We start from the raw sequence: 23,695 nt of genomic DNA, 5'->3' as shown, positions 1-23,695 counted from the left end.
ACCGCGCCGCCTGAGCTCTCGCGGTGCAATGCATGCAAAAACTCATCCTGCCGTTCGTCGCCGGTTTTCTGGCATCCCTGTTTTTTCATGAATCGACTCTGGCGCTGCTGCACGCAGCCGGTCTGATCGACCTGACTGGTTTTTCGACCGCGCAGTTTTTGCCGCTCGGCCTGCCGGAGTTCATTGCGAACGCAATCTGGAGCGCGTTCTGGGCGGTGCTGATGGCGTGGCTGTTGCGCGTTGCGCCTGAGCGGCGCGCGCCGTGGGTGCCGGCCTTCGTGTTCGGCGGCATTGCGTTGACGGCGGCAAGCGTGTTCGTGGTCGATCCGCTGCGCGGCATCTGGCCGAGCGGCAACATGCTGCCGCGCCTCGCGGTGGGTTTCGCGGCCAATGCGATGTGGGGCTGGGGCGCGCTGGTGTTCATGCGCGCATTCATGGCGAGTGAAGACGAGGACTGAGCTTCTTTACGACTGCTCGCAAGGCTATACCGATCGGGCTGCCCGGCGATCCGGCGATCCGGCGATCCGGCAACCGGTATAGCTTCTGCTGCTGTTATCGCTGTTGCGCGAACTTGCTTAACCGCGCAGATCGCGCAGCGGATGTTCGTTTGCAGGCCACGGGCTTTCGAACATCTTCGCCACATCGGCGGCGCTCACGTCTTCAATGCGCGCAAAACGCCAGCGCGGCGCATTGTCCTTGTCGATGATGCGCGCACGAATCCCTTCAATCGTGTCGCCCTGCGCGAAGCACGTGCGCGTCAGATCGAGATCGCCGCGCAGCACGTCCTCCATCGAACCCTCGGCGCGCGTCACCACTTCCAGCGATATGGCCATCGACAACGGCGAACGTTCGCGCAACACCGCAATCGTCTGCTCGGCCCAATCGGCGGCCTCGCCGCCATGCTCCCGTTCCTGCTCCAGCGAAGCCAGGATCTGCGCCACGTCGGGCAACGCGAAATGCCGGTCGATCAATGCACGTATGCCCGCGAGCGGCGAAGCATCGGGTTCCGGCACCACCTGATGGGCGGCTGTCTCGCGCTCGATACACGCCACCACGTCAGCCCCACGTTCGAACAGTTCAGTGCGCAGCGTGTCGACTAGCGCGGGCAAGGCCGCGTCGTCGATATAGGCGTCGGCGAGGCCTGCGTAGCGCGCATCCGCTGCGCCGATCGTCTCGCCGGTGACCGCCAGATAACGGCCGAGCGCGCCCGGCGTGCGCGCCAGAAACCAGCTCGCACCAACATCGGGAAAGAGTCCGATGCGGGTCTCGGGCATCGCCATTTTTGTCGAGTTCGTCACCACCCGCAGGCCGCCGGTACGATGCGCGCCCTGCGAAATCCCCATCCCTCCGCCCATCACGACGCCATTCATCAGGGCGATATACGGCTTCGGGTAGCTGAAGATCGCGTGATTGAGACGGTATTCCTCAGTGAAAAACGTATCGCGCGCGTCGTGCTCGCCGCGCAGCGCCGACTCGTACAGAAAGCGGATATCGCCGCCCGCGCAAAACGCGCGTGGATGCTGACTGCGCACCACCACGGCAAGCACGTCGGGATCTTCGCGCCACTGATCCAGTGCCGCGTGCATCGCGCGAATCATGCCGGTCGACAGCGCGTTGAGCGCCTTCGGCCTTTCCAGTTCGATGAAACCGATGCGATTGGCTACGTAGGTCGCGACTTCGTCGCTGACGGCGGGTGAGGCGAAAATGGACATGGAGAGCTAAGCGCGATGGCGCGAAATGAATCGGAACTGAACGTTATCACGCACTCGTGGCTTTGGGACTGGTGACGGGTTTGACGACGGGGTGAGTGTCCGCATCGGTGGGTTTAATGGCCGATGGTCCCGGTGGTTTCGCGGACTTTTTCCCCGACGAAACGGGTGGCTGAGACGCCTGAGTGGCCGGTTTTCCACCAAGCGCTACGGGCGAGTCACCCGACTCGACGTGCGCTTCAACCAAGGCTTCAGCGGACTTCTTTTTGCGCGAGCGGGAAGCGCTCTTGACACCCGCCTGCTGCCCGGCGCCCTGCGTACCCAGCCAGGTATCAAGTGCGACACCTAGCACCGTATCCAGCGGCGCACTCGGGAACACGGGGCATGTGAGGTTGAGCGCGACAATGCCGTGCAGCGTCGCCCAGAACGCCTCCGCCCACACGATCAAGTCCGTCGATGCGCTTAGACGCCCCGCCGCTTTCAACTCTTCCAGCGCGGAGATCATGATGTGCAACGCGGCGTCGCCGGGGTCGTCGTCCGGTTTCGGGGGGGCGAGGCTCGCTTTTCCGGACGTGGCGGATCCCGCAACCGCTGTCCCAGCCGCCGTGACCTCAACCACTTCGCCGGGCGCATCCGCATCAGCGACCGCAACCACCGACGCGCCCGCGCCCGAAGCGGCAGCCACACCGGCCAGCGCAGCGCCCGTGTAGCTCGGGTCTTCCATGAAGATCAGCCGGTAGGTTTCCGGATGCGCGACACCGAATGCCACGTAAGCACGCCCAAGGGCCTTCAGACGCTCAGCCGGGTCGGCGATCTGCGCCAGCGGCACGAACGTCTCCAGCAATTGCGCATAACCTTCAGCGCATAACGCCTGCACGATCTCATCACGGCTCGCGAAATGAAGGTACAGCGTGGCGGGTGAATACTCGATGGCGTCGGCAATTTTGCGCATTGACAGTGCGGCAAAGCCTTCGCGCATCACGATACGCCGCGCTGCATCGAGGATGCGCTCGCGCAGCGCCTGTTTCTGACGGTTTTTTCGTTCGACGATTCCCATGACGAACATTTTCGGGTTGACAAACTGAAAAGTCAAATTAAACTGAACGCTGTTTACTGAACGGTGTTCACTAACTTCTCATTAATCAGCCGGCCATCGTCAGGCGCGATATGGCGCCGCCTTCAGGAGTCGTCATGCAAGCCACAGGAAAAGTGGGTTTATTCGGTGCCGCGGGTGCGGCAGGTCAAATCATTGCGGCCGCGCTGAGCGCGGCAGGCCGGGATTACCGGGTGGTCGGCCGCTCGCGCGCGCCACTCGAGGCGGCCTTCGGTCACGACCCGCATGCGGAAATCGTCACGTGGAATCCTGACGACCCCGCGTCGATCAGCGCGGCGGCAGCGGATTTGCAGACCGTGATCTATCTGGTGGGCGTGCCTTACGATCAGTTCGCGGAGCATCCGCCGCTCATGGAAAGAACCCTCACCGGCGTAACGGCGGCGGGCGTCGAGCGCTTCATTCTGATCGGCACCGTGTATCCGTATGGCCGCACACGCGGCAATCCGATTAGCGAAAATCATCCGCGTGAACCCCATACCTTCAAAGGCGAGATGCGGCTCGCGCAGGAAAATCTGGTGCTGGCAGCACACGGGCGCGCAAGCGGGTCAACCAGCTTGTCGACGCTGGTGCTGCGCCTGCCGGATTTCTACGGTCCCGGCATCGAACGCAGCCTGCTGAACGGCGTGTTCGAGGGCGCGGCGCACGGCAAGCGTGCGCAGGTGCTCGGGCCGGTGGATGTGCCGCACGAATTCATCTACCTGCCGGATATCGGACCGGTGGTCGAGAAACTCACGCGTACACCCGAAGCTTACGGCCGGTGGTGGCACCTCGCCGGCACGGGCACGATCACGTCGCGCGAAGTGGTGAGACAGGCCTATGCGCTGGCGGGCCGCGAGCCGAAGCTGATGGTGGCGGGCAAGACCATGCTGCGCATGCTTGGTCTGTTCAATCCGTTGATGCGAGAACTGGTTGAAATGAATTACCTGATGACCGAGCCGGTTGTACTCGATGACTCCGCATTGACGAAGCTGATCGGGCCCATCGCCAAAACGTCGTACGAAAACGGCATCCGGCATGCATTCGACGCCGCGCGCATGGCGGCATCGGCGAGTACTGACACGCATCGGGATGCAGCGAAAACAACCTGACTGAGAGCTGCTTTCGCAAGCGAGGATGTTTGAACCACGTTATCCGCGTATCGGCGAACAGGCCGGATCAGGCCGCGACGTTGCCTGGCGGGAAATGGCCGCTCTTGAGCAGCACGGGCGTGCCATTGCTGATCTGCAAATGTTCGCGCGCAACCGCTTCGATGCGCGGACGCCCCGCGTCGAACGCGCGCATCCAGCCTTCGAGATCCTCGGAGTACGCGCCGAAGTGATCCTCGAGCGCCTCGACCGAGATCGCGCAGGGCACCGGTTCGCCGTCCACAAGCGCGGGAAACACAACCGTCAGATTGGAGTCGCGGTAAGCAGGCTCATCCGCGGGAAACCGAATTTCCATGGTCGCCTCATCAGAAGGATCCGGCAGGACAGGGACACCGGTGAGAACCGGCCGCCCCCGGACATGCCCGATATGGTACTCGCGCGGCCGGACCTCGGTCCAGCCTCCTTCGCTCTCCTGCCCGATATCGCGCGCCGCCATCAGGCGCCTCCGAGCAGGCGGTCGATATAGTCGCGCGCAGCCTGTTCGACGAAGGCCAGCGCGTCCTCTTCACTGCCGAAACGCTGCTCGTCGCCGAGTTCAAGCAAGGTTTCCATCCGGTGCGGATCGTCCGGACCCCGTTCGGCAAGACTCACCGAGCCGACGTACGTACCGCTTGCGGTGCTGGCAGCCGGCGCCGATGCGCCAACTGCCGGCACGAGGCGCGCGGCGGCGCTGATGTAATAGCCGCGATAAGGGCCGCTGACCCGCTCAGCCATGTTCTTTCTCCTCGTTTGCAATTTATGGGCGGCGCCACGTGGACGGTTCACACGTATGTGCTCGCGGCAGACCAGTAAGTAAGGCGCGCTTCGAGCCGATAAGTTCTGCATGCTGAATGGCACTTGTGCCGCGGGCTTCGGTCGAACCGGTTCACCGGCACGATCTGTGCTGACGCAATAACGCGGTTTCGAGGTCAGCGAGCACAATATGGGAAAATATTTTCTGCAGAACCATGAACTGCCTGAGCCCGATGCGGCAACCAAATGGTTTGCTTACGCCGAAAGCCACGGCATCGACATTCCGAAAGCCATCAACATCTGGGAAGACGCGGCTACCGAAAGCGGCGCAGAAAGCCGTCAACTGGTTAGCGCAGCGGGCATCACAATCGAAACGCCTTAGTCTTCCTGGCACACTGCCGGTTTGCGTGGCGAGTCTCGATACCTATTTGAAAGGAAACATCACGATGCATTTCATGACGCAACTGCGCCGCTCCGGCCGCTTTCGACCCAGCAGCGCCGCGCTTGCTCTAGTCCGCAGGGCGTCACTGTCTGCCGCCCTGCCCGTCGCCGTACTGCTGGGCACGGGTCTCGCCGGTTGCGCGTCGTCGAACACCACGTCGCTGATCAATCTGCCGAACGGACAAACGGGCTTTGCGGTGAACTGCAGCGGCGCCGACGCCGCGTCCAGTTGGGCCTCCTGCTACGTGCAGGCCGGCAATGCATGTGGCGCGACCGGCTACGACATCGTGTCGAAAGACAACGACGAAGGCGGTGCCGCAGGCGGCAGCGTCACGAACGTCGTTTCGGCCAACGTGAAAAACCGTTCGATGATCGTGCGCTGCAAGTAACGCTCAGTGCGCCTGCATCTTCGAGAAGATGTTCAATACCGCGACGCCGGCCATGATCAGCCCGAGCCCGATAATGGCCGGCAGATCAGGCACTTGCCGGTACATCACGACCGCGACCAGCGTAATCAGCACGATGCCGGCGCCGGACCACACCGCGTAGACAATGCCGACCGGAATACTCTTCAGCGTGAGCGACAGGCAATAGAACGCGATGCCGTAGCCGATCACAACGACTGTTGAGGGCACGAGCCGTGAAAAACCTTCCGACGCCCGCATTGCAGAGGTCGCAATGACTTCGGCGACGATCGCAATGGCGAGCAATGCATAAGGGGGCATCCGCATCGCCTCAGACCTTTGCAAGCGCGAGCTTGCTGTAGTCGTGACCAAGGTGCGCGCACAGCGCTTCCACCACCAGCTCGTGATCCGCACGCTGCGGCAAACCGGACACCGTGATCGAGCCGATCACACCGGCGCCCGCTATGGTCAATGGGAAAGCGCCGCCATGCGACGCATACTCCGTGACCGGCAAGCCGTGCTTATCAGCGAGCGTGCTGCCCGCCTGTTGCATCTTCAAACCAATCGCGTACGAACTGCGCCGAAAATGCGCGACCGTGTTGCCCTTGCGGCGCGCCCAGTCGACGTTGTCCGGCGTCGCTCCGTCGAGCAAGCTGAAAAATAGCGGCTGACCGAACGTGCGCACGTCGATGGCGGCGGCGATACCGCGTGCCTTGGCGATCTCGTGCAGATAGGCACCGACCTGCCATGCGCGGTCGGCGTCGAATTGCGGGAACACCAGCGCCTGTTCCTGAGCCGCAATTACCTGTAGGTCGTGAGCGATATCCATGGAGTTCAGAGCAGAGTAGAAGTGAAGCGCAGGCCGTTGCACATGCATCGCGGCGCCGCGAAGAGAACCTGAATTCTAGCGCAGCGCTTTACGGGAGCCTGCCGGTATGCGACGCCGCCGATGCGCGCCGCGACTTTGGATGCCGCCACGCTTTGCGTCCCAGCGCCGCTCACTTCAGATTTGCGCGCATTGAAGCCGGTTCTTAAACAGCTATTGCATTGGCTGTCGCTTTGTCCTATAATCTTTTCTTCGACGGACGCGGGGTGGAGCAGTCTGGCAGCTCGTCGGGCTCATAACCCGAAGGTCGTAGGTTCAAATCCTACCCCCGCAACCAAGTAACTCACGCGGTTCGAAACGTCGAAACAACATCAAAGGCTTGCCCAACCGGCAGGCCTTTTTTGTTTTCTGCCTCGCTCTCGTCGTTGTAGTGCGTGTTCCGCGCTCTGCTCTTTCCCCGTAGTCATCAGATGCACACGAGGTCCTGAAAACGTCGGAGCCGCGCTTGACGCGAAAGCTTTCGCTCCGGGACTTGATCGTATCAATAGCAATCCTAACTCCCTGCCAATGAATAGCGTGGAAAAACGCCGACGTTAGCCAATCGGCCTAAGTCACGATCGCCCGAACCGGGTCCGGCGCGCGACGCGCACGACTGCCTTCACGCCAACGCCGGCACGCCGCCTTTGCCGGACCTCGGAAAACTCCTGCCCAGTGATAAACTCCCATCACTCTTTCTCGCCCCCTTCCTATGAAATTCTGTTCTGTCTGCGGCCACGGCGTCAGCCTGAGCATTCCGCCGGGTGACAACCGCGAGCGCTTCGTATGCGGCAGTTGCGGCACGGTGCATTATCAGAATCCGCGCAACGTGGTCGGCACCGTCCCGGTCTGGGACGACAAAGTGCTGCTGTGCCGTCGCGCGATCGAACCGCGCTACGGCTACTGGACGCTGCCGGCAGGTTTCATGGAAATGGGTGAAACCACCGCCGAAGCCGCTTCGCGCGAAACGCTGGAAGAAGCCGGCGCGCGCGTCGAGGTGCAGAGCCTGTTCTCGCTGCTGAACGTGCCGCACGTGCATCAGGTGCACCTGTTCTACATGGCGCGCCTGCTCGACCTCGATATCGCAGCCGGGGAGGAAAGCCTCGAAGTGAAGCTCTTCGAGGAGCGCGACATTCCGTGGGACGAGATCGCCTTCCCGACCGTCGGACAGACCCTGCGTTTCTTTTTCGCCGACCGCGCCGCCGGCAGCTTCGGGCTGCACACGGGCGATATTTTCCGCTCGCTGCGCGAAGGTTGAGCGGCGCGCATGGTTCCCTGGCTCGGACCTGACGATCCGTTTCCCTCCGTCGAGCGCGCGCTCGGCGCGGCAAGCGGCGCACCCGGCCTGCTCGCCGCCAGCGGCGATCTGCTGCCGTCGCGGCTGATCGACGCCTATCGGCGCGGCATCTTCCCGTGGTATTCGGACGGCCAGCCGGTGTTGTGGTGGAGTCCCGATCCGCGCATGATCCTGCGCCCCGCCGAGTTCAAACTGTCGCCGTCGCTGCGCAAGACGCTCAGGCGCGTGCTGCGCGAGGACGCGTGGGAAATCCGCGTCGACCATGATTTCGCCGCCGTGATGCGCGCCTGTGCGCAAGCACCGCGGCGTGGCCAGCGCGGCACGTGGATCACCGCCGATGTGGTCGAAGCGTATTCGTCGCTGCACCGGGTCGGCGATGCGCACAGCATCGAAACCTGGTTCGAGGGCAAGCGCGTAGGGGGTTTATACGGGGTGTCTTTCGGCCGGATGTTCTTCGGCGAATCGATGTTCGCCGAGGTCACCGACGCGTCGAAAATGGCGCTGGCCGCGCTTGTCGGACACTTGCGCCGTCACGAAATAGAAATGATAGACTGCCAGCAGAACACGTCGCATCTGGCGTCGCTGGGCGGCCGCGAGATCGCGCGCAAAGCGTTCATCGCGCATGTTCGCACCGCTGTCGAGGCACCGCCGATTCCCTGGCGTTTCGACAAGACCGTCTTGCGCGATGTCGTCGCGCCGGCGGCGTAGAAAGAATCAGGCCGAATCCGGATCCGTCGCCCACCGAGCCGCGGGTCACGAGCCGCAAGGCACGCCGGGTTTGCAATACCAGAGACGCTTCGAGAGCTGCCAACGTGACTCATCCCAACGAGCTGCCTCTTTCCCCGCTTTCCGCGCTGCAATTTTATGCAACGGCGCCCTATCCCTGCAGCTATCTGGACGGACGCATCGCACGTTCGCAGGTCGCCACACCCAGTCATCTGATCAACTCCGACGTCTATACCGATCTCGTCAAAGCCGGTTTCCGCCGTTCGGGTGTGTTCACCTACCGCCCGTATTGCGATGGCTGCCGGGCCTGCGTGCCGGTGCGCGTGCCGGTCGATCGTTTCGAGGCGAACCGCACACAACGCCGGGTCTGGAAAAAGCACGGCGAGCTGATCGCCACAGTCGCCCCCCTGCATTACGACGAAGAGCACTACGCGCTCTATATGCGCTATCAATCGGCACGGCATGCCGGTGGCGGCATGGATCGCGACAGCCGCGACCAGTACGAACAGTTCCTGCTGCAGAGCCGGATCAACTCGCGGCTGGTCGAATTCCGCGAGCCGCTGCCGGATCATCCGAACGCGCCGGGCATTCTGCGCATGATCAGCATGATCGACATCCTCGGTGACGGGCTCTCGTCGGTCTATACGTTCTTTGAGCCGGGTATGCCGCACACCAGCTTTGGCACCTACAACATCTACTGGCAGATCGAACAGGCGCGCAGCCTCAAGCTGCCCTACGTGTATCTCGGCTACTGGATCCGCGAGAGTCCGAAGATGGCGTACAAGGCGAATTTCCGGCCGCTCGAAGGTTTGATCGACGGTTCATGGAAGGTGCTCGATCCCGCCAGCATCGATCTCCCACCGGTCGATCTGGCGATTCAGGGCAAGCGCGGGCCGCTGCGGCCGTGATGTCCGCGGCCTTTACCGGCCACCAGGACGGTAGGACGGCATGGCTCAGGCGCTCAGGCGCTCAGGCGCTGACAGTGTTTGCAACTCCGCAGCCGCTTCGGTCGAAGTGCGATGCCCCCGGACACCTCTATGGGTTGCGCTGCCATTGCCGCGGCGACGCACGAGTCCACCTCACGCAGCCTTACGCAGCACTCCAGCACCGGCGCCTACGCTCCCTTTTCAGTAAGTCTCATTAATGTCTTAAAGCCGGTAAAATGGCGGGTTCCCATTTTCCGGCCGCCCGGCTTCGTCCTGTGTTCAGCTCCCTCTACCCGCTCGTACGCGCCCAACTCTTTCGCATGGACGCGGAAGACGCTCACCACCTGACTTTGCGCATTCTCGGCGCCGCCGGCCGCACCGGCCTTGCGGGCGCGCTCGCGCCACGCGTGCCGGATGCGCCACGCACCGTGATGGGGCTGACGTTCAAGAACCCGGTCGGGCTCGCTGCGGGTCTCGACAAGGACGGAGCGTGTATCGACGGTCTGGCGGCGCTCGGCTTCGGCTTCATCGAAGTGGGCACGGTCACGCCGCGCGCGCAGCCGGGCAACCCGCGCCCGCGCATGTTCCGCCTGCCGCAGGCGAATGCCGTGATCAACCGGATGGGCTTCAACAACGCGGGCGTCGACCAGTTCGTCAAGAACGTGCAGGCCGCGCGCTATCGCGGCATTCTCGGACTGAACATCGGCAAAAATGCCGACACGCCGATCGAGCGCGCCGCCGAAGACTATCTCTACTGCCTCGAACGCGTGTACCCGTTCGCGAGCTACGTGACGGTCAACATCTCGTCGCCGAATACGAAGAATCTGCGTCAGTTGCAAGGCGCGGGCGAACTCGACGCACTGCTTGCCGCGCTGAAGGACAAGCAGCTGCGTCTGGCCGACATGCACGGCAAGCTGGTGCCGCTGGCACTGAAGATCGCGCCGGACCTCGACGACGAGCAGATCAAATCGATCGCCGATACGCTGTTGCGCCACCAGTTCGAAGGCGTGATCGCCACCAACACCACGCTCTCGCGCACGGCCGTCACCGGCATGCAATACGGTGACGAGGCCGGCGGCCTGTCGGGCAAGCCGGTGTTTGACGCGTCGAACGAAGTGATCCGCAAGCTGCGCGCCGAAGTCGGCGAAACGGTGCCGATCATCGGCGTGGGCGGGATTTTCTCCGGCGAGGATGCGCGCGCGAAGCTTGCGGCGGGCGCTTCGCTGGTGCAGCTCTATACCGGCTTCATCTATCGCGGTCCGGCGCTGGTGGCCGAATGCGTCCAGGCGCTGCGTTAAGGCGAACCCTCACCCAATCCGCATCCGTAATATAGACATAAACAAACGGTATTTAGGTTTCGATAGTCTGCTTTGTTATGCTTTCGTCTGTTAAAACGCCAGACGAACAAAAAGGAACACGATGAAATTTGGCTTGCTGAAAAAGATGCTCGTCGCCGGCCTGATCGGCGCATCGTTCACAGCTGTCACCGCCCACGCGGACGACGTGCTCGACCAGGTCAAACAGCGCGGCACGCTGCGCATCGGCCTGGAAGGCACCTTCCCGCCGTTCAATTCGAAAGCGCCCTCGGGTGAACTGGTCGGCTATGACGTCGACATCGCCAAGGCCGTTGCTGCCAGGCTCGGTGTGAAGCCGGAATTCGTCACGACCGAGTGGAGCGGCATCATCGCCGGTCTGCAAGCGGGCAAATTCGACGTGATCGTCAACCAGGTCGGCATCACGGACGCGCGCAAGCAGGTGCTCGACTTCTCGCCGGCATACACGTATTCGGCCGCGCAACTGATCCAGCGTAAGGACGACACGCGCCAGTTCAAATCGCTCGACGATCTGAAGGGCAAGAAACTCGGCGTCGGTCTCGGCACGAACTACATGGACATGGCGAAGTCGGTGCCGGGCATCGATGTGAAGACGTATCCGGGCGCGCCTGAATACCTGCGCGATCTGGCCTCCGGCCGTCTGGACGCGGCGCTGAACGACCGCCTGATGCTCGCGTATCTGATGAAGAACTCGCAACTGCCGCTGCGCACGGGTGCGATGGTCGGCGCGGGCAACCCGTCGGGCATTCCGTTCAAGAAGGGCAATCCGAAATTCGCCAAGGCGATCGACGACGCGATGACCCAGCTCGAAGCGGACGGCACGTTCTCGAAGATCTCGGACAAATGGTTCGGTATCGACGTCAGCAAGCCGATCAAATAACGCGCGCCGGATGAAACGAAGGGCGGCATCGTCGACGATGCCGCCCTTCGCTTTTGCTGAAGCGCTTTCCGCTTGCGCCTGGTCGCTATCAAATCGCTCGCAGGTAAAGCCTGGTTGCCGCCCGACTGAGCCGGTTACGCTCCAAACGACACTTTGCGTGGCGCTCCGGCCTCCGCCTCAACGCCCGCCAAAGTTTATGATGTGCACTTTGCGCGCCAACCCTACCCACCGCTCATGTCCACCACTTCCCTGCTCGTCCAATCGCTTCCTGTGCTCGCACAGGGCGCCGTCCTGACGGTCAAGTTCGCGGTTCTGTCGATGATCTTCGGCCTCCTTGCCGGCGCCGTGCTCGCGGTGATGGGCATCAGCCACAACCGCGTGCTGAACTGGATCGCGCGCGTGTATGTCAGCCTGTTCCGCGGCACGCCGCTGCTGGTGCAGATCTTCGTGATCTATTACGGCTTGCCGAGTCTCGGCATTTCGCTCGACCCCACGCCTGCGGGCGTGATCGCGTTGTCGGCCAACGTGGCGGCGTATCTGTCGGAAAGCATGCGTGGCGCGATTCTCGGCATTCCCAGCGGCCAGTGGCTGGCCGCCTATAGCCTGGGACTCTCGCGGCGTCAGACGCTGCGCTATGTGATCGCGCCACAGGCCTTACGCATTGCGGTGCCGAGTCTATCGAACAGTCTGATCAGCCTGATCAAGGACACCTCGCTGGTATCGGTGATTACCGTGACCGAACTGCTGCGCAGCGCGCAGGAAGTCATCGCGTCGACCTATCAGCCGCTGCCGCTGTACCTCGCCGCAGCCGCGGTCTACTGGGTGCTGTGCCAGGTGCTCGAGTGGGTGCAGCACTGGTATGAAAAACGCCTCGCGCTGCCGACGCGTCACTGAGCACGTCACTGAGCACGTCACGGGGGGCGCCGCTAGCCCCTCGCCTGACACCCCATTTCGCACTCCAGTGCTCCACCCGTCGCCAGCCGCCTACCGGCTGGCGGCTAGCGACGCCTTATCCAGCGGTGCGCCGAAACGATCGAAGCGCGGTTTGTAGTAGTGATCCGGGTCGAGCGAATACGCGACGTGACGCGTACGGCCCATCAGCTCCTTGCGCGGAAAGAAGCCGAAGTAACGCGAGTCGGCACTGTCGTCGCGGTTGTCGCCGAGCATCAGATATTCGCCTTGCGGCACGACCACCGGCCCGAACGAATTGCGCGGACTCGGCGCGTCGGGCGCAAGCCGCACCGTGTGCGTCACGCCGTCGAAGCGCTCGGTCAGATAGTCGCCAGGAGACGTTGCATCACCCGGAAGCGGCTTCAGGTGCAGCGGCTGATAATCGGCGCGCACGCCATTCACGTACAGCACGTTGTCGCGCATGGCGACGCTGTCGCCGGGCAAGCCGATCAGACGCTTGACGATCAACTCATGCGCCGCCGAAGAATCGATCGTGACGATATCGCCGCGCTGCGGATCGTGCAGATGCGCGATCGTGATGTGGGTGAGCGGCACGCGCAGATCGTAGGCCATCTTGTCGACGAAAATCCGGTCGCCTTCGCGGATTGTCGGCAACATCGAGCCGCTTGGCACGACGTTCCAGTCGGCCACGGCGCTGCGGAACAGCACCATCAAGAACAGAAAGGCGACGAGACTCTTGTTGTCGCGCCACAGTTTTCCAAGCATGCGCATCGCAGGCGGCTCCAGTGGAAGGTGATCGAAAGCTATGGGTGCGCGTGCCCTTTTTTATTCGAGTCCGCACGCCCGCGCAAATCGTACCACCGCCGCTGGAAGCTACGCGGCAACGGCTCTTCACTCTCCCGCGAACTTAAGCCCCAACGCGGCGCGTGCGGCATCGGCCATCTCGATCATCTGCAGCGACTTACTGTGCGGCATCAGCGGGCTCTCCATCTGCCCCGCTCGAATCAGGTCGCAGAAATGCGCGGTCTCGTAGTTCAGACCACCACCTTCGAACGGCTCGTCGAGTTCGACCACACGACCATCGGTGTACCGGATCGTGGCGCGCGCCGGATTCCACCAGGGTTCATGGATCGTGACATGGCCGCCCGTGGCCATCAGCAACGCGTCGCCCTTGCCGTGCAGGTCGAGTCCGCAAAACAGCTGGGCGATGCCGTGCTCATGCTGGCTGTTCAGGCTCGCGAACGTATCGACGCCGGTCGAGCCAAGCCGCCCGAGCGTCTGCACCTCACGCGGCGCACCGAGCCAGTCGACCGCGAAAAACATCTCGTAGACGCCGATATCGAGCAGCGCCCCGCCCGCATGCTCGAACGACAGCGACGGATGATCGTCCGGCACGCCCGGCACCGAACAGCCGGCGCGCACGAGACCCACCTCGCCGATCGGCTCGGCGTCCAGATGGGCACGCAACTTTCTATAGAGCGGATAGAACGGCGGCTTCATGGCTTCCATGAAAAGCCGTTGCCCGGCGCGCGCGACTTCGAGCACGCGCTCGAGTTGCGGCTTGTTGATGGTGGCGGGTTTTTCACACAGCACGTGTAGACCGGCTCGCAGCGCGGCGATCGCGTAATCGGCGTGACTGTCCTGGACGGTGGCGATATAAAGCGCGTCGATACCGCTCGCGAGCAGCGCGTCGAAACTCGCGCACACCTCGCCGCCGAATTCTTCGGCGAACGCCATGGCCGGTTCGGCGCGACGAGACCACAGCGCGGTCAGTTGCGCTCGCGGCACATGGGCGAGTCCCTGAGCAAAGCGACGGGCAATGCGGCCCGTCCCGACGATCCCCCAGCGAATCACGCCGCCCGTGGGGGCTTCCTGCATTGCAATTGTCATCGTTCCTTCGAGTCCGTGCAGTTCAGAACAGGCGCTATTGTGACGCAACCCGCGCGTGCAGGCCTACTGCCGCCGTTCGTTATGCAAGGTCTCTCCAGGGAAAACAACTTCAGCAGCCGCCGTAGCGGCCGCGCTCAACCGCGCACCGGTGGTTCCGACGTAAAGCGGCTGCCGATCTCTTCCGCGGTGTAGTCGATCATCGCCAGCGAGGCGATTTCCGCTTCCTTCGGATCGCGCCGCTCGATCGCCTCGACCACGCGCTGATGCGTGCTCACCGCCTTATCCCACGTTCCATCGTTCCGATTGACGATCGGGTTGACAGTCGAGAGCGCGCCACGAATGATGGCCGCCATCTGCTTGAAGAACTGATTGCCGCTCGCCACCACGATGCGCGTATGGAACAGTTCATCGGCAGCCTGATAACCGGGCTCTCCGGGCTGGATCACGCGGAAAGCGTCGAACGCCTCGCGAATCGCCGCGATGTCGGCCGCACTGCCCCGCGCCGCCGCCTGCGCCGAGGCACGCGGCTCGATCAGGATACGAAACTCGATCACGTCGCGCAGAAACAGCGGATCGGGCTTCGCGCGAAAACGCCAGTTCACGACGTCCTCGTCGATCATGCGCCAATCGCTCATCGGCCGGATGCGCGTGCCGATCTTGGGCCGCACGTCCAGCATGTCGCGCGCGAGCAGCATCGACAGCGCCTCGCGCATGACGGTGCGGCTGACGTCGAACTCCTTCGACAGCACATCCTGCGGTGGCAGTATGGCGCCGTACTTCTCTTCGACGATGCCGGTCACGAGTCCATCCATGACCTTGCTGACCAGCGATCGATCCTTGTTTGCCTGTTCCATGACACTCTCCCCGAAGCGGTGTTTGCCCCCGCGTAGCCTGTTGATCAAGCAGCCCTGGTGTGTCGTTTTATCGATATCTGATTGCTCTTTTACGATACGTTGCTAGCTTCGAAACGGTTGCGCCAGTTGGGAAACGTCCTGAGAGGGTTATCCCTCTGAAGAATTGTTTCGTCCGTGTAACGCCGCATGTTTTGACGGGCCATAAGCTTGCGTCTCAAGCGTGCCTGCGCGGCAAAATTTGCATAGTGCGAAGACGCACGTAGTGAATCGAATTGTCTGATTTTCTCCCGCTGGGGCAGCGCCGGGCAGGCGCGAAAAGACCGGCGCGACGATGCGGCTCTTCTGCCGCCGAGCATTGTTGGTCATTGAACGTAAAGAACGCGGGCGAATTGAAAGAAAACCAGACGCGCTCACCGCTTTAGCAGGCGCTAATGGCGACCGGCGTTGTGGCCAAGGTTGTGAGCCGGATTCCAAGCGGTATCTCAAAGCGGTTCGGCCACCGACGCATAGCGCCCGCCAAAAAAGATCAGTGGCGCATGTTCGTCGAGCGAGAACACCAGCACCTCGCCGACAAAGAGCGTGTGATCGCCGCACGGATGCCGGTCCACCATGCGCGCCGCGAAACGGGCCGCGGCGTGTTCGAGCAGCACCACGTCCGGCAAGCCGGCCACCGGCGCGAAGCGCGGCGCGAGCCGGCTCTGCGGCTCGCCGGCGAAGTGGCGGCTATGAGGCTCCTGGGCATCGGACAACACGCTCACGCCGAACATCGCACTGCTCATCAGACGCTCGTGCATGCGTGCGCGGTGTCCGACCGACACGACGATCAGCGGCGGTTTGAGCGAGCCGGACATGAAGGCATTGGCGGTCATTGCGTGCATGCCGTCGCCACTGCCGGTCGAAATCACCACGACGCCGGTGGCGAAACGCCCCAGCGCATGGCGGAAGCGGCGCTCGTCGAACGTGCCCGCGCCGGATGCGTCAAGGCCGCCTGCGCAGAATCCGGCATCGCTACGGCCGCCCACAGCGCAAGCCACCGGCGCTTGCAACGTTGCGGCCCCAGCCTCCTGCCGGTCGTCAGTGTCACGTACCCGCGCCTGCATGGCCGCTCTCCTGGTCACGGCCATATTGATCGTCGAAGCGCACGATGTCGTCCTCGCCGAGATAGCCGCCTGATTGCACCTCGATCATTTCAAGCGGCGTCTTGCCCGGATTTTCGAGCCGGTGCGTGACACCGAGCGGAATATACGTCGACTGGTTCTCCGAGAGCAGGAAGCACTCGTCGCCGCGCGTGACACGTGCCGTGCCGCGCACCACGATCCAATGTTCCGCGCGATGGTGGTGCATCTGCAATGACAGACGCCCGCCCGGTTTAACGACAATGCGCTTCACCTGGAAGCGCTCCCCGCGTTCGAGCGAGTCGTAAAAGCCCCACGGCCGGCCGACCTTGCGATGCTCCTGCGCCTCCGTGCCCTGCTCCGCCTTCAGCCGGCTGACGATCGCCCTGACGTCCTGCACGCGATCCTTCGAGGCGACCAGCACGGCGTCGGCGGTCTCGACCACCACCACACCGCTCACGCCGACACATGCGACGAGACGCCCCTCGGAATGCGCGAAGCTGTCGGCCGAATCTTCGAACATCACGCGGCCACGCGCGACGTTGCCGCACGCGTCCTTGGCGGACGCCTCCCATACCGAGTCCCACGCGCCCACATCCGACCAGCCCGCCACCAGCGGCACTGCAACGCCGACGAGGCGCGCGTCAGTGGCGACACGTTCCATCACCGCGTAGTCGATCGAATCAGAAGGACACGCGGCGAACGCCTCACGGGCAAGATGCAGCGCGCCGTCGCCATCCACGGCGGCATGCTCGAAAGCCTCCGCGCAAGCCGCCGCGATCGCGGGCCGGCAGAGCTCGATGGCCGCTAGCCACACCGAGGCGCGCACCACGAACATGCCGCTATTCCACCAGTACTCGCCAGAGGCGACATAGCGCCTCGCGAGTTCCGCATCGGGCTTCTCGACGAAACGTTCGATCGCACGCGCCCCGTGCGCGCCGAGCGCCCTACCCGTGCGGATATAGCCATAGCCGGTTTCCGCGCGCTGCGGTGGCACGCCGAGCGTCACGATCGCACCGCGCGCAGCGTGAGAGATCGCTTGCGTGAGCGCCGCGCCGAACGCCGCATGATCGGCAATCAGATGGTCAGCCGGCACCGCGACAATGATTGGATCGTCACCGGCCACAGCGCCCGCGCGCGCGGTCAACGCGGCAACCGTTAGCGCCGGCGCGGTATTGCGCGGCATCGGTTCGAGCACCATCCGCACCGGCCGGCCGCACTGTTCGAGACGTTCGAGCGTTTGCAGACGCAGGTCCTCGCAGCAGACCACGAGCGGCGTGGCCATGCCCGGCGGAGTGCCTGCCGGCATCTCACCCGCCGTCCCGCTACCCGCCGCCCTGGCGAATGCAAGGTCGAGCCGGTGCAGCGTTGCTTCGAGCAGCGATTCGTCGCCCATCAGCCCGATCAGCTGTTTCGGATTGCGCGCGCGTGACAACGGCCATAGCCGCGTGCCGGAACCGCCCGCGAGAATCACCGGCTGGACCGACAAACGCGTAGCCTTTCCGTTGACGCCCGCAGTCGACGCGAGCGGATTACCTGGTTCAACGATGCGATTCATGGTCCGCTTCCCGTTAGTGTTCAATCTGGTCTGCTGGTTTTTTTATGTATGCGACGCACGTGGTGCGCCGCCTTCGCCCGAAGAGCGGCGGTCAGTCGAACGGGCCCGCGGCAACCGGTTTGCGCGCGATGAAGTGGAACCAGAACGTGTCACTGATTTCCACGTCGTCCGCAATGCGGTTGCCTTCGCAGCTACCGAACACCGCATCGCTCTGAAAGCCGATCTGCGCGAGTTGCCGGCGCTGCTCACTGAGCGTCGTATAAACGATCACAATGCCGAAGTTGTGCGCCGCCGCCGTCTTCACTGCGTAGCTGCCGTAGTCGTGATTCAGCTTCACGTGACGCACATAGTTCAACGTGCCGAGCTGAAAGCGCCGCATCGAGCGCAGCGTGCGCCAGCCGAGCCTGAGCGGATTGAAGCTGAATTTCGGCAGCAATTGCCAGATGTTCTCGCGGTAGCCCGGGCCGCCGCGGTTGTGCGATGAGAACAGCACATAACCGCCGGGCCGCACCACGCGATACATCTCCTTGAGAATCGCCACGCGATCGTCGTAGTCCACACAGTCGATGCCGTTCCAGCTGAACTCCGCAAGCCCGTAATGCCCGGACGGCAGCGCTGACATGTCGCGCGCATCCATATGCCGCAAGTCGCGTCCGGGATACTGCACCTTCGCGATCTCCAGCAGTTTCGGCGTGTAGTCGACGCCGGTGTAGTCGTTCGAGATCGCCGTCATCAGCGGAATCGTGCGACCCGTGCCGACGCCGATATCCAGCAACGGTTCACCGGCACAGCGCGGCGCGAGCCACTCGAACGCAGCCTGTTCACCCAGGTCCGAGAAGGTTTTCTCGAGCGTGAATACACGGGTCGCATCCGGCGAATTCCATGCGACACGGTTGACGCGGTCCAACTCGGATTGACTGTTCATTGCCTTGCTCCATCAAAGTGGAAGCGCACTGGATCGGCAACCCGATGCGTTCATTACGCTTCGCCTGATAGACGAAGTGCGCGTGCGCGTTTTAGAAGCCACTGTGTGGTACGCGCATGGCGCCAGTCGAGCCATGCGCGGCGCGTCCCGCCGCTAACGGATGACTCGGACTGACGGGCTTCGTCGAAGGTGCTTCGAAAAAAATCCTCGAAGTACGACATCACGTTTTCTTGTGCGCGGGCTGACAGAATTGCGTGATCGGTGCGCTCGCAAAAGGCCACGCCAATCCGGCCGAATCGCCGCAGCCGCCCACCACGCACACCGAAGTAGCGTTCGAGTTCCTCGACGCCCTCGTCCAGCACACCGTATAAAAGACGCGTATGGACGCCTCGTGCATGCAGCGCGGTGAAGAGGCGTTGCTCTTCTCGCGGTCCCAGTTGGACCCCGCAGATACGTTCGAGACGGTCGGCGAGCGCTGCGCCAAATCTGGCCGCAAAGCGCGCCGCAAGCTCGCGCGCAACGGGTAAGCCGCCCGTCTGCCCTCGAACTACACGAATCCATTTGCGTGGTTGGCACATCGAGCGCAGGTAACTGCGTGTCGAACCGAAGGCCGCTACCGGGACGCTCGGCTTGCCGTGTTCATCGCAGATGTTCTGCCACGTGAACTTCTGCAAATTGACCAGCACGGCGCCAATTACCGCCGGTTCACGCGACGCGGCATGCAAGCCGACGAAGGCGCCCGCGCAGATGCCGAGCAGCACCGCGCCGCAATGCCCTTGAGCCGTCAGCCAACGCGCCGCGCATGCGGCATCGTCGGCGCCTGCCTGTGCATACAGTGCATCGAGACTCACCGCATCTTGCGATGGCTCGCTGTCGCCCAAACCACCGAGGTCGACACGCAGCGACGCGATACCCTGCCGCGCGAGACGTCGCGCAAAGCGCACGCCGAGTCGCGCATTGCCGATCCGCGACACGGCACCGGTATTGAGCATCAGCACCGCCGGTGCGGCGGCAGTGCGCGATTCGGGCGTGCAGTAGATGCCGAACATCCTGCCGCCGTCGAGCCACACCGGCGTTTCGATCACACCCGGCTCGACGAGGTGGCCCGAGGTGGGGTCGCTCACGCGATCCGCCATAAGCTCGGCCTTTTGATCGGCGTGGGAACCAGCGTCGCTATCCGCCGCCATGCGCTCCAGCGTCGCCGGATTATCAGCAGCGCCTGCCAGCCAGTTTTCGATCGACCGAAACGCAGCCTGCGGAATCTCGCTATCGAGCGCCTCCATCATGAACCTGGCGTATTCGTCAAACGACTGCCGCTCCACCTGCATGCCTTGTTCACGATAATGCGCAGCCAGCGCGTCAACCCGCGCCGGGTCCAGCGAATCGAGCATCAGTACGCGCCTGGCCGGACAGACGGCATCGCGCCGCAAATCGACTGCGCGCAAGCTCTCGAGCGCGTCGCCATAGAGACGAAAACCGTACGCTTCGACGAATGCGTCGGTATCGGGCTCGGCTTCGCAATCCATCGCGGCCGGCATCAAGAGCCACTTGCGATAGTGCGCACGCAATTCGCGCTGATAATTCTTGCCCGACAAAACCGGCGCCAGTAGCACCAGGCCATCCACGCCACCGAGTTCCTGAGCGGCCAGCGCCGCGAGCGTACCGCCAAGACGCAACCCGCACAGCGTCACGCGCTCGACACCGGTGGTCTCACGCAGCAGCGCCACGGCGTGCTTGATGCTGTCGATCCACGCGCGCCAGCGGCCCGGTTCGCTCGCTTCTCCCACGGCATCGCCAGTACCCGGGTAGTCGAAGCGCAGCACCGGCATGCCGCGCGCGGCGAGCCGCTCGGCCAGCCTGCGCATGCCGCGATAGGTGCACAGTGCGTCGTACCCGAACGGGTAACACAGCACCACGCCACTTGGCCCCTCCGCCGGATGCAACCATCCGAACCGGCCATCGAACACTACTGGCCTCACACCTGGCTCCTCAGCGGTTCAACTCCGCTTTCGATCACTACAACAAACGCCGTCTGATTCATCTGTACGCCCCCCCACATTGGGTCGGACTCCGATGCTTATGCGGCTCAACGAGTTACACGTCACGCCGACCGATGCAGCTCAGGCCGACGTGACGTTCAATTGCCGTGCGGCGCGCGCGAGGCAAACGCCGACCGCGTGGCGAGCAGCACGTGATAGAAAAACCGCGCACGCAGCCGTTCGCGCATCGGGTAGTGCCGCGACAGCAGCACACGCCATGCGGCAGCCGATTCACCGGCGCGGGCATAGGCGGATGCGGCGCGCGGCGCCACGCGCCGCAGCGCGTCCTCGCGCGCAGCCTGCGCAGCCGCGGGCACGCTGCTCGCGCGCAATTGCGCAAACGCGTGCATTGCCGGCAGCGCGTGGGTCGATATCGACAGCGCCGTTTCGCGCGAAACCGACACGAACACATCCACGAAACAGATCGCGACAGCGTCGACACTGAGACGCAGGCCAAAATCGAAGTCGCACGCTTCACCGACCTCAGCGGCTGCGCGATACGCGATCCGGCGTGCGGCCAGGGTATCCACCAGATAGCCGTTGTTCGGGAACATCTGGTCGATGCCTGCCAGCGCCGGCACCGGCAGGCGACCGGCGCGTTCAGGCACGCGCAGATAATCGTGGTTCAGGCGTTCGGTGGCTTGCGGCCGCGGTGTGCCGTCGTCGGCGATGACGCGCTGTTTGCCGAATGCCGCGGTCAACTTGGGATGCTTGTGCCAGCATTCGTCGAGACAGGTCAGCGCGTCCGGCTCGAGCAGATCGTCGTCGTGCAGCAGGACGAGCCGCGCGCCTTGTGCGCGCGCAAACAACCGGTTCACGTTGGCCGCCTGTCCCAGCCTGGGCAGATTGCGTTCATAACGGATCAGGATCGGCCGCGGGCTGCGCAAGCGGCAACGCTCCACCACTTGCCGCGCACTGTCGTCGTTCGAGTCGTCGCCGATCACGATTTCACACTCGCCATACGTCTGCGCATGGCAACTGTCGATGGCCTGTTCGAGCAAGGCAGGCCGATTGCAGGTGGGAATGCAGATGGAAATCAGACGCGCGGATAGCGCCCCGCCACTGCCCCGGTCGGCCTCGTTCGTGATCTCAATCATGGTTGCTCCGAAAACTGTAAGGTTTCATTTAACCCTGCCGGACCATGACTATCTGTACGGCCACACACACATCGATAAAGGGCGAAGGCGCAATATCGACACCTGCGACAGGCCGGCGTCATCGTTTCAAACGCGCTGCTGGGTGCGGCCGCGCACCGACAGCGTCCACGATCGATCACACCATTCAATGACATCACCCGCCGGAAAAGCGCACCATGGAAAGAAGTATCGTCAAGAACATCTTCATCAATTTTGCAGGAGCGATCGCTCCGACCTTCATCTCTCTCGTCACCGTGCCCGCCTATATTCATCTGATGGGCGTCGAGCGATATGGGGTCATCAATCTGGTGTGGACGCTCATCGGCTACTTCAGCGTGCTCGATCTCGGCACGAGTCTCGCCACCGAAAATCAGATCTCAAAAGCGCGCGCCGCCAAGGACGACTCCATTGAGTGCATCTTCTGGAGCGCCTGGTTCATGAATCTGGGGACCGGCATCGTGGGCGGCCTGCTGGTGTACCTCGGCACGTTTCTCTACATCACGCACGGCGTAAAGATCGAGCCCGCTTTTCAGCACGAAGTGATGGCGAGCCTGCCGTGGATCGCGGTGGCCGTGCCGATCGCGAACGTTTCGTGGGTCTTTGCCGGTGCCATCAACGGAGTGGAACGCTTCACCAGTTTCAATATCAACCAGACTCTGGGCACGGCGCTCTTCCAGTTGCTGCCGCTGGCGTCGATCTTCTGTTTCTCGGCCTCGCTCGCGGTGGTAATTCCGGCCGCGGTCGTGGCCCGTCTGATCGCCGGCGTATTGCTCGGCGCGGCGGCGTTCCGCGCAATCGGAATTCGCCGCGTACGGATGCCGCAATGGCGCGTGATGGTCGAACTCTTTCGCTATGGTCGCTGGATGCTGATGTTCTCGGGCGCCAACATGATTGGGTCAACGCTCGACCGGGTACTGGTCGGCGCGCTGCTGGGCGCGCGCTTCGTCACTTACTACGCGACCCCGCAGAACCTCATCACGCGCCTGAACCTGCTGCCGATCGCGATGGTGCGCACACTCTTCCCGCGCCTGTCAGCTGTCTCGCGCGCCGACGCCGACGCACTTGCGCATAGCGCCCTCGCATTTCTGAACGGCGCTTTCACGCCGTGCGTGATCGTCGCGCTGTTCGCGCTCAAACCCTTTCTGACGTTATGGCTGGGGCCGACGTTCGCGGCCGCCGCACCGGTCGCCGGCGTGCTCGTGCTGGGCGTGTGGCTGAGCGGCCAGTGTGGCATTCTGGGCATTCTGATTCAGGCCCAGACGAGCCCCGCCTACGTGGCCGGCGTGAGCTGGCTCGAATTACCGGTGTTCGCCGGTGCGCTGTGGTGCGGGATTCACTGGTTCGGGATCATGGGCGCGGGTATCGTCGTCGTGATGAAGTCGCTGTTCGATTACGCCGTGCTGCTGGCGTTCGCGCGATTGCATGTCTGGTCCATCGTGCGCAACATGCTGGTCCATCTGGCGTTTCTGGTCGTCGCACTGGTGCTCTCAGAAGAGATCACCGCATTGCCAACGCTGATCGCCGCGGCGCTTGTCATGGCGGCGGCGAATCTGGGGCTATCCCTGCATGGGTCCAGCGAACTCAGGAGCGTCGTCTACAAACTCTGGACACGTGTGACGCTATCGATGAGTTAGGCGGCCCGTTGAAGCGGACCGCGACTCAGGTCCGCTTCACCATCTCTTTGCATGCCCCTGCA

General features: G+C 63.2%; 25 protein-coding genes and 1 tRNA gene. 12 read left to right on the top strand and 14 right to left on the bottom strand.

Annotated features, from left to right (window positions below):
• Positions 1-32 precede the first annotated feature (32 nt).
• On the top strand, positions 33-458 hold the full coding sequence (locus tag ACUN0E_RS29475) for a hypothetical protein (RefSeq protein WP_408394472.1): 426 nt from the start codon (positions 33-35) through the stop codon (positions 456-458).
• 117 nt (positions 459-575) lie between these two features.
• Here ACUN0E_RS29475 and ACUN0E_RS29470 read toward each other — a convergent pair whose 3' ends face one another.
• Positions 576-1,712: an enoyl-CoA hydratase/isomerase family protein gene (locus ACUN0E_RS29470; protein WP_445568824.1), complete on the bottom strand. Its 1,137-nt coding sequence runs from the start codon at positions 1,710-1,712 to the stop codon at positions 576-578.
• Positions 1,713-1,758: 46 nt separating this feature from the next.
• Complete coding sequence (locus ACUN0E_RS29465) at positions 1,759-2,766, bottom strand: TetR/AcrR family transcriptional regulator (RefSeq protein ID WP_445568823.1); 1,008 nt, start codon at positions 2,764-2,766, stop codon at positions 1,759-1,761.
• Between the two features lie 134 nt (positions 2,767-2,900).
• Here ACUN0E_RS29465 and ACUN0E_RS29460 point away from each other — a divergent pair, with 134 nt between their 5' ends.
• Positions 2,901-3,911 carry an NAD-dependent epimerase/dehydratase family protein gene (locus ACUN0E_RS29460; RefSeq protein ID WP_445568822.1) on the top strand — a complete coding sequence of 337 codons (1,011 nt, stop codon included), beginning with the start codon at positions 2,901-2,903 and terminating at the stop codon, positions 3,909-3,911.
• Between the two features lie 67 nt (positions 3,912-3,978).
• Here the strand turns inward: ACUN0E_RS29460 and ACUN0E_RS29455 are convergent, their stop codons facing one another.
• Complete coding sequence (locus tag ACUN0E_RS29455) at positions 3,979-4,263, bottom strand: DUF1488 family protein (protein WP_408223251.1); 285 nt, start codon at positions 4,261-4,263, stop codon at positions 3,979-3,981.
• 140 nt (positions 4,264-4,403) lie between these two features.
• Complete coding sequence (locus ACUN0E_RS29450; RefSeq protein WP_408521431.1) at positions 4,404-4,682, bottom strand: hypothetical protein; 279 nt, start codon at positions 4,680-4,682, stop codon at positions 4,404-4,406.
• Between the two features lie 208 nt (positions 4,683-4,890).
• On the opposite strand from ACUN0E_RS29450, the gene ACUN0E_RS29445 reads away from it, so the two are divergent.
• Complete coding sequence (locus ACUN0E_RS29445) at positions 4,891-5,082, top strand: hypothetical protein (RefSeq protein ID WP_408222673.1); 192 nt, start codon at positions 4,891-4,893, stop codon at positions 5,080-5,082.
• Positions 5,083-5,146: 64 nt separating this feature from the next.
• Positions 5,147-5,530: a hypothetical protein gene (locus ACUN0E_RS29440; RefSeq protein ID WP_408222671.1), complete on the top strand. Its 384-nt coding sequence runs from the start codon at positions 5,147-5,149 to the stop codon at positions 5,528-5,530.
• A 3-nt stretch (positions 5,531-5,533) separates the two neighbouring features.
• Here the strand turns inward: ACUN0E_RS29440 and ACUN0E_RS29435 are convergent, their stop codons facing one another.
• Positions 5,534-5,866: a DMT family transporter gene (locus ACUN0E_RS29435; protein ID WP_408335718.1), complete on the bottom strand. Its 333-nt coding sequence runs from the start codon at positions 5,864-5,866 to the stop codon at positions 5,534-5,536.
• Between the two features lie 10 nt (positions 5,867-5,876).
• Positions 5,877-6,374: a heme-degrading domain-containing protein gene (locus tag ACUN0E_RS29430; protein WP_445568821.1), complete on the bottom strand. Its 498-nt coding sequence runs from the start codon at positions 6,372-6,374 to the stop codon at positions 5,877-5,879.
• Between the two features lie 257 nt (positions 6,375-6,631).
• On the opposite strand from ACUN0E_RS29430, the gene ACUN0E_RS29425 reads away from it, so the two are divergent.
• The 7 genes from ACUN0E_RS29425 to ACUN0E_RS29395 all read left to right on the top strand — a co-directional run bounded on the left by ACUN0E_RS29425 (position 6,632) and on the right by ACUN0E_RS29395 (position 12,464).
• Positions 6,632-6,708 (top strand) — tRNA-Met (locus ACUN0E_RS29425).
• Positions 6,709-7,119: 411 nt separating this feature from the next.
• Positions 7,120-7,665, top strand: coding sequence for an NUDIX hydrolase (locus ACUN0E_RS29420; protein ID WP_013339039.1), 546 nt, complete (start codon positions 7,120-7,122; stop codon positions 7,663-7,665).
• 9 nt (positions 7,666-7,674) lie between these two features.
• Positions 7,675-8,412 carry a leucyl/phenylalanyl-tRNA--protein transferase gene (aat, locus tag ACUN0E_RS29415; protein ID WP_408335725.1) on the top strand — a complete coding sequence of 246 codons (738 nt, stop codon included), beginning with the start codon at positions 7,675-7,677 and terminating at the stop codon, positions 8,410-8,412.
• Between the two features lie 104 nt (positions 8,413-8,516).
• Entirely contained in the window at positions 8,517-9,338 is an 822-nt protein-coding gene (locus ACUN0E_RS29410) for an arginyltransferase (protein WP_445568820.1), read from the top strand.
• Positions 9,339-9,676: 338 nt separating this feature from the next.
• Complete coding sequence (locus ACUN0E_RS29405; protein WP_445570542.1) at positions 9,677-10,654, top strand: quinone-dependent dihydroorotate dehydrogenase; 978 nt, start codon at positions 9,677-9,679, stop codon at positions 10,652-10,654.
• A 121-nt stretch (positions 10,655-10,775) separates the two neighbouring features.
• Positions 10,776-11,570 (top strand): cystine ABC transporter substrate-binding protein, encoded by a 795-nt coding sequence (locus ACUN0E_RS29400; RefSeq protein WP_408335731.1) that lies wholly within the window; start codon positions 10,776-10,778, stop codon positions 11,568-11,570.
• A 234-nt stretch (positions 11,571-11,804) separates the two neighbouring features.
• A complete protein-coding gene (locus ACUN0E_RS29395; RefSeq protein WP_408393606.1) occupies positions 11,805-12,464 on the top strand; it encodes an amino acid ABC transporter permease in 660 nt (219 codons plus the stop codon).
• A gap of 90 nt (positions 12,465-12,554) precedes the next feature.
• On the opposite strand, the gene lepB is transcribed toward ACUN0E_RS29395, so the two are convergent.
• The 8 genes from lepB to ACUN0E_RS29355 all read right to left on the bottom strand — a co-directional run bounded on the left by lepB (position 12,555) and on the right by ACUN0E_RS29355 (position 21,960).
• Positions 12,555-13,253, bottom strand: coding sequence for a signal peptidase I (lepB, locus tag ACUN0E_RS29390; RefSeq protein ID WP_408235486.1), 699 nt, complete (start codon positions 13,251-13,253; stop codon positions 12,555-12,557).
• Between the two features lie 120 nt (positions 13,254-13,373).
• Positions 13,374-14,372, bottom strand: a complete 999-nt coding sequence (locus ACUN0E_RS29385; protein WP_445568819.1) for a Gfo/Idh/MocA family protein — start codon at positions 14,370-14,372, stop codon at positions 13,374-13,376.
• A gap of 134 nt (positions 14,373-14,506) precedes the next feature.
• Positions 14,507-15,226: a FadR/GntR family transcriptional regulator gene (locus ACUN0E_RS29380; RefSeq protein ID WP_408235480.1), complete on the bottom strand. Its 720-nt coding sequence runs from the start codon at positions 15,224-15,226 to the stop codon at positions 14,507-14,509.
• 482 nt (positions 15,227-15,708) lie between these two features.
• Positions 15,709-16,326 (bottom strand): flavin reductase family protein, encoded by a 618-nt coding sequence (locus ACUN0E_RS29375; RefSeq protein WP_408521173.1) that lies wholly within the window; start codon positions 16,324-16,326, stop codon positions 15,709-15,711.
• Entirely contained in the window at positions 16,307-17,899 is a 1,593-nt protein-coding gene (locus ACUN0E_RS29370) for a mannose-1-phosphate guanylyltransferase/mannose-6-phosphate isomerase (protein WP_445568818.1), read from the bottom strand. The genes ACUN0E_RS29375 and ACUN0E_RS29370 overlap by 20 nt, the downstream gene beginning before the upstream one ends.
• Positions 17,900-17,990: 91 nt before the next feature.
• Positions 17,991-18,824 carry a class I SAM-dependent methyltransferase gene (locus ACUN0E_RS29365; protein WP_445568817.1) on the bottom strand — a complete coding sequence of 278 codons (834 nt, stop codon included), beginning with the start codon at positions 18,822-18,824 and terminating at the stop codon, positions 17,991-17,993.
• Between the two features lie 53 nt (positions 18,825-18,877).
• On the bottom strand, positions 18,878-20,803 hold the full coding sequence (locus tag ACUN0E_RS29360; RefSeq protein ID WP_445568816.1) for a serine aminopeptidase domain-containing protein: 1,926 nt from the start codon (positions 20,801-20,803) through the stop codon (positions 18,878-18,880).
• Positions 20,804-20,961: 158 nt separating this feature from the next.
• A complete protein-coding gene (locus ACUN0E_RS29355) occupies positions 20,962-21,960 on the bottom strand; it encodes a glycosyltransferase family 2 protein (protein WP_445568815.1) in 999 nt (332 codons plus the stop codon).
• A 215-nt stretch (positions 21,961-22,175) separates the two neighbouring features.
• Between ACUN0E_RS29355 and ACUN0E_RS29350 the strand changes: the two genes are divergently transcribed.
• Positions 22,176-23,633, top strand: coding sequence for an oligosaccharide flippase family protein (locus ACUN0E_RS29350; protein WP_445568814.1), 1,458 nt, complete (start codon positions 22,176-22,178; stop codon positions 23,631-23,633).
• The last annotated feature ends 62 nt before the right edge of the window (positions 23,634-23,695 follow it).

It is taken from the genome of Paraburkholderia sp. D1E (assembly GCF_052682275.1).
This window is presented reverse-complemented; position numbering and strand designations above follow the sequence as displayed.

Excerpts from the sequence above, each read along its gene's own strand:
- ACUN0E_RS29475 (WP_408394472.1), top strand. The coding sequence starts at position 33 with ATGCAAAAACTCATCCTGCCGTTCGTCGCCGGTTTTCTGGCATCCCTG.
- ACUN0E_RS29470 (WP_445568824.1), bottom strand. The coding sequence starts at position 1,712 with ATGTCCATTTTCGCCTCACCCGCCGTCAGCGACGAAGTCGCGACCTAC.
- ACUN0E_RS29465 (WP_445568823.1), bottom strand. The coding sequence starts at position 2,766 with ATGGGAATCGTCGAACGAAAAAACCGTCAGAAACAGGCGCTGCGCGAG.
- ACUN0E_RS29460 (WP_445568822.1), top strand. The coding sequence starts at position 2,901 with ATGCAAGCCACAGGAAAAGTGGGTTTATTCGGTGCCGCGGGTGCGGCA.
- ACUN0E_RS29455 (WP_408223251.1), bottom strand. The coding sequence starts at position 4,263 with ATGGAAATTCGGTTTCCCGCGGATGAGCCTGCTTACCGCGACTCCAAT.
- ACUN0E_RS29450 (WP_408521431.1), bottom strand. The coding sequence starts at position 4,682 with ATGGCTGAGCGGGTCAGCGGCCCTTATCGCGGCTATTACATCAGCGCC.
- ACUN0E_RS29445 (WP_408222673.1), top strand. The coding sequence starts at position 4,891 with ATGGGAAAATATTTTCTGCAGAACCATGAACTGCCTGAGCCCGATGCG.
- ACUN0E_RS29440 (WP_408222671.1), top strand. The coding sequence starts at position 5,147 with ATGCATTTCATGACGCAACTGCGCCGCTCCGGCCGCTTTCGACCCAGC.
- ACUN0E_RS29435 (WP_408335718.1), bottom strand. The coding sequence starts at position 5,866 with ATGCCCCCTTATGCATTGCTCGCCATTGCGATCGTCGCCGAAGTCATT.
- ACUN0E_RS29430 (WP_445568821.1), bottom strand. The coding sequence starts at position 6,374 with ATGGATATCGCTCACGACCTACAGGTAATTGCGGCTCAGGAACAGGCG.
- ACUN0E_RS29420 (WP_013339039.1), top strand. The coding sequence starts at position 7,120 with ATGAAATTCTGTTCTGTCTGCGGCCACGGCGTCAGCCTGAGCATTCCG.
- aat (WP_408335725.1), top strand. The coding sequence starts at position 7,675 with ATGGTTCCCTGGCTCGGACCTGACGATCCGTTTCCCTCCGTCGAGCGC.
- ACUN0E_RS29405 (WP_445570542.1), top strand. The coding sequence starts at position 9,677 with ATGGACGCGGAAGACGCTCACCACCTGACTTTGCGCATTCTCGGCGCC.
- ACUN0E_RS29400 (WP_408335731.1), top strand. The coding sequence starts at position 10,776 with ATGAAATTTGGCTTGCTGAAAAAGATGCTCGTCGCCGGCCTGATCGGC.
- ACUN0E_RS29395 (WP_408393606.1), top strand. The coding sequence starts at position 11,805 with ATGTCCACCACTTCCCTGCTCGTCCAATCGCTTCCTGTGCTCGCACAG.
- lepB (WP_408235486.1), bottom strand. The coding sequence starts at position 13,253 with ATGCGCATGCTTGGAAAACTGTGGCGCGACAACAAGAGTCTCGTCGCC.
- ACUN0E_RS29385 (WP_445568819.1), bottom strand. The coding sequence starts at position 14,372 with ATGACAATTGCAATGCAGGAAGCCCCCACGGGCGGCGTGATTCGCTGG.
- ACUN0E_RS29380 (WP_408235480.1), bottom strand. The coding sequence starts at position 15,226 with ATGGAACAGGCAAACAAGGATCGATCGCTGGTCAGCAAGGTCATGGAT.
- ACUN0E_RS29375 (WP_408521173.1), bottom strand. The coding sequence starts at position 16,326 with ATGCAGGCGCGGGTACGTGACACTGACGACCGGCAGGAGGCTGGGGCC.
- ACUN0E_RS29370 (WP_445568818.1), bottom strand. The coding sequence starts at position 17,899 with ATGAATCGCATCGTTGAACCAGGTAATCCGCTCGCGTCGACTGCGGGC.
- ACUN0E_RS29365 (WP_445568817.1), bottom strand. The coding sequence starts at position 18,824 with ATGAACAGTCAATCCGAGTTGGACCGCGTCAACCGTGTCGCATGGAAT.
- ACUN0E_RS29355 (WP_445568815.1), bottom strand. The coding sequence starts at position 21,960 with ATGATTGAGATCACGAACGAGGCCGACCGGGGCAGTGGCGGGGCGCTA.
- ACUN0E_RS29350 (WP_445568814.1), top strand. The coding sequence starts at position 22,176 with ATGGAAAGAAGTATCGTCAAGAACATCTTCATCAATTTTGCAGGAGCG.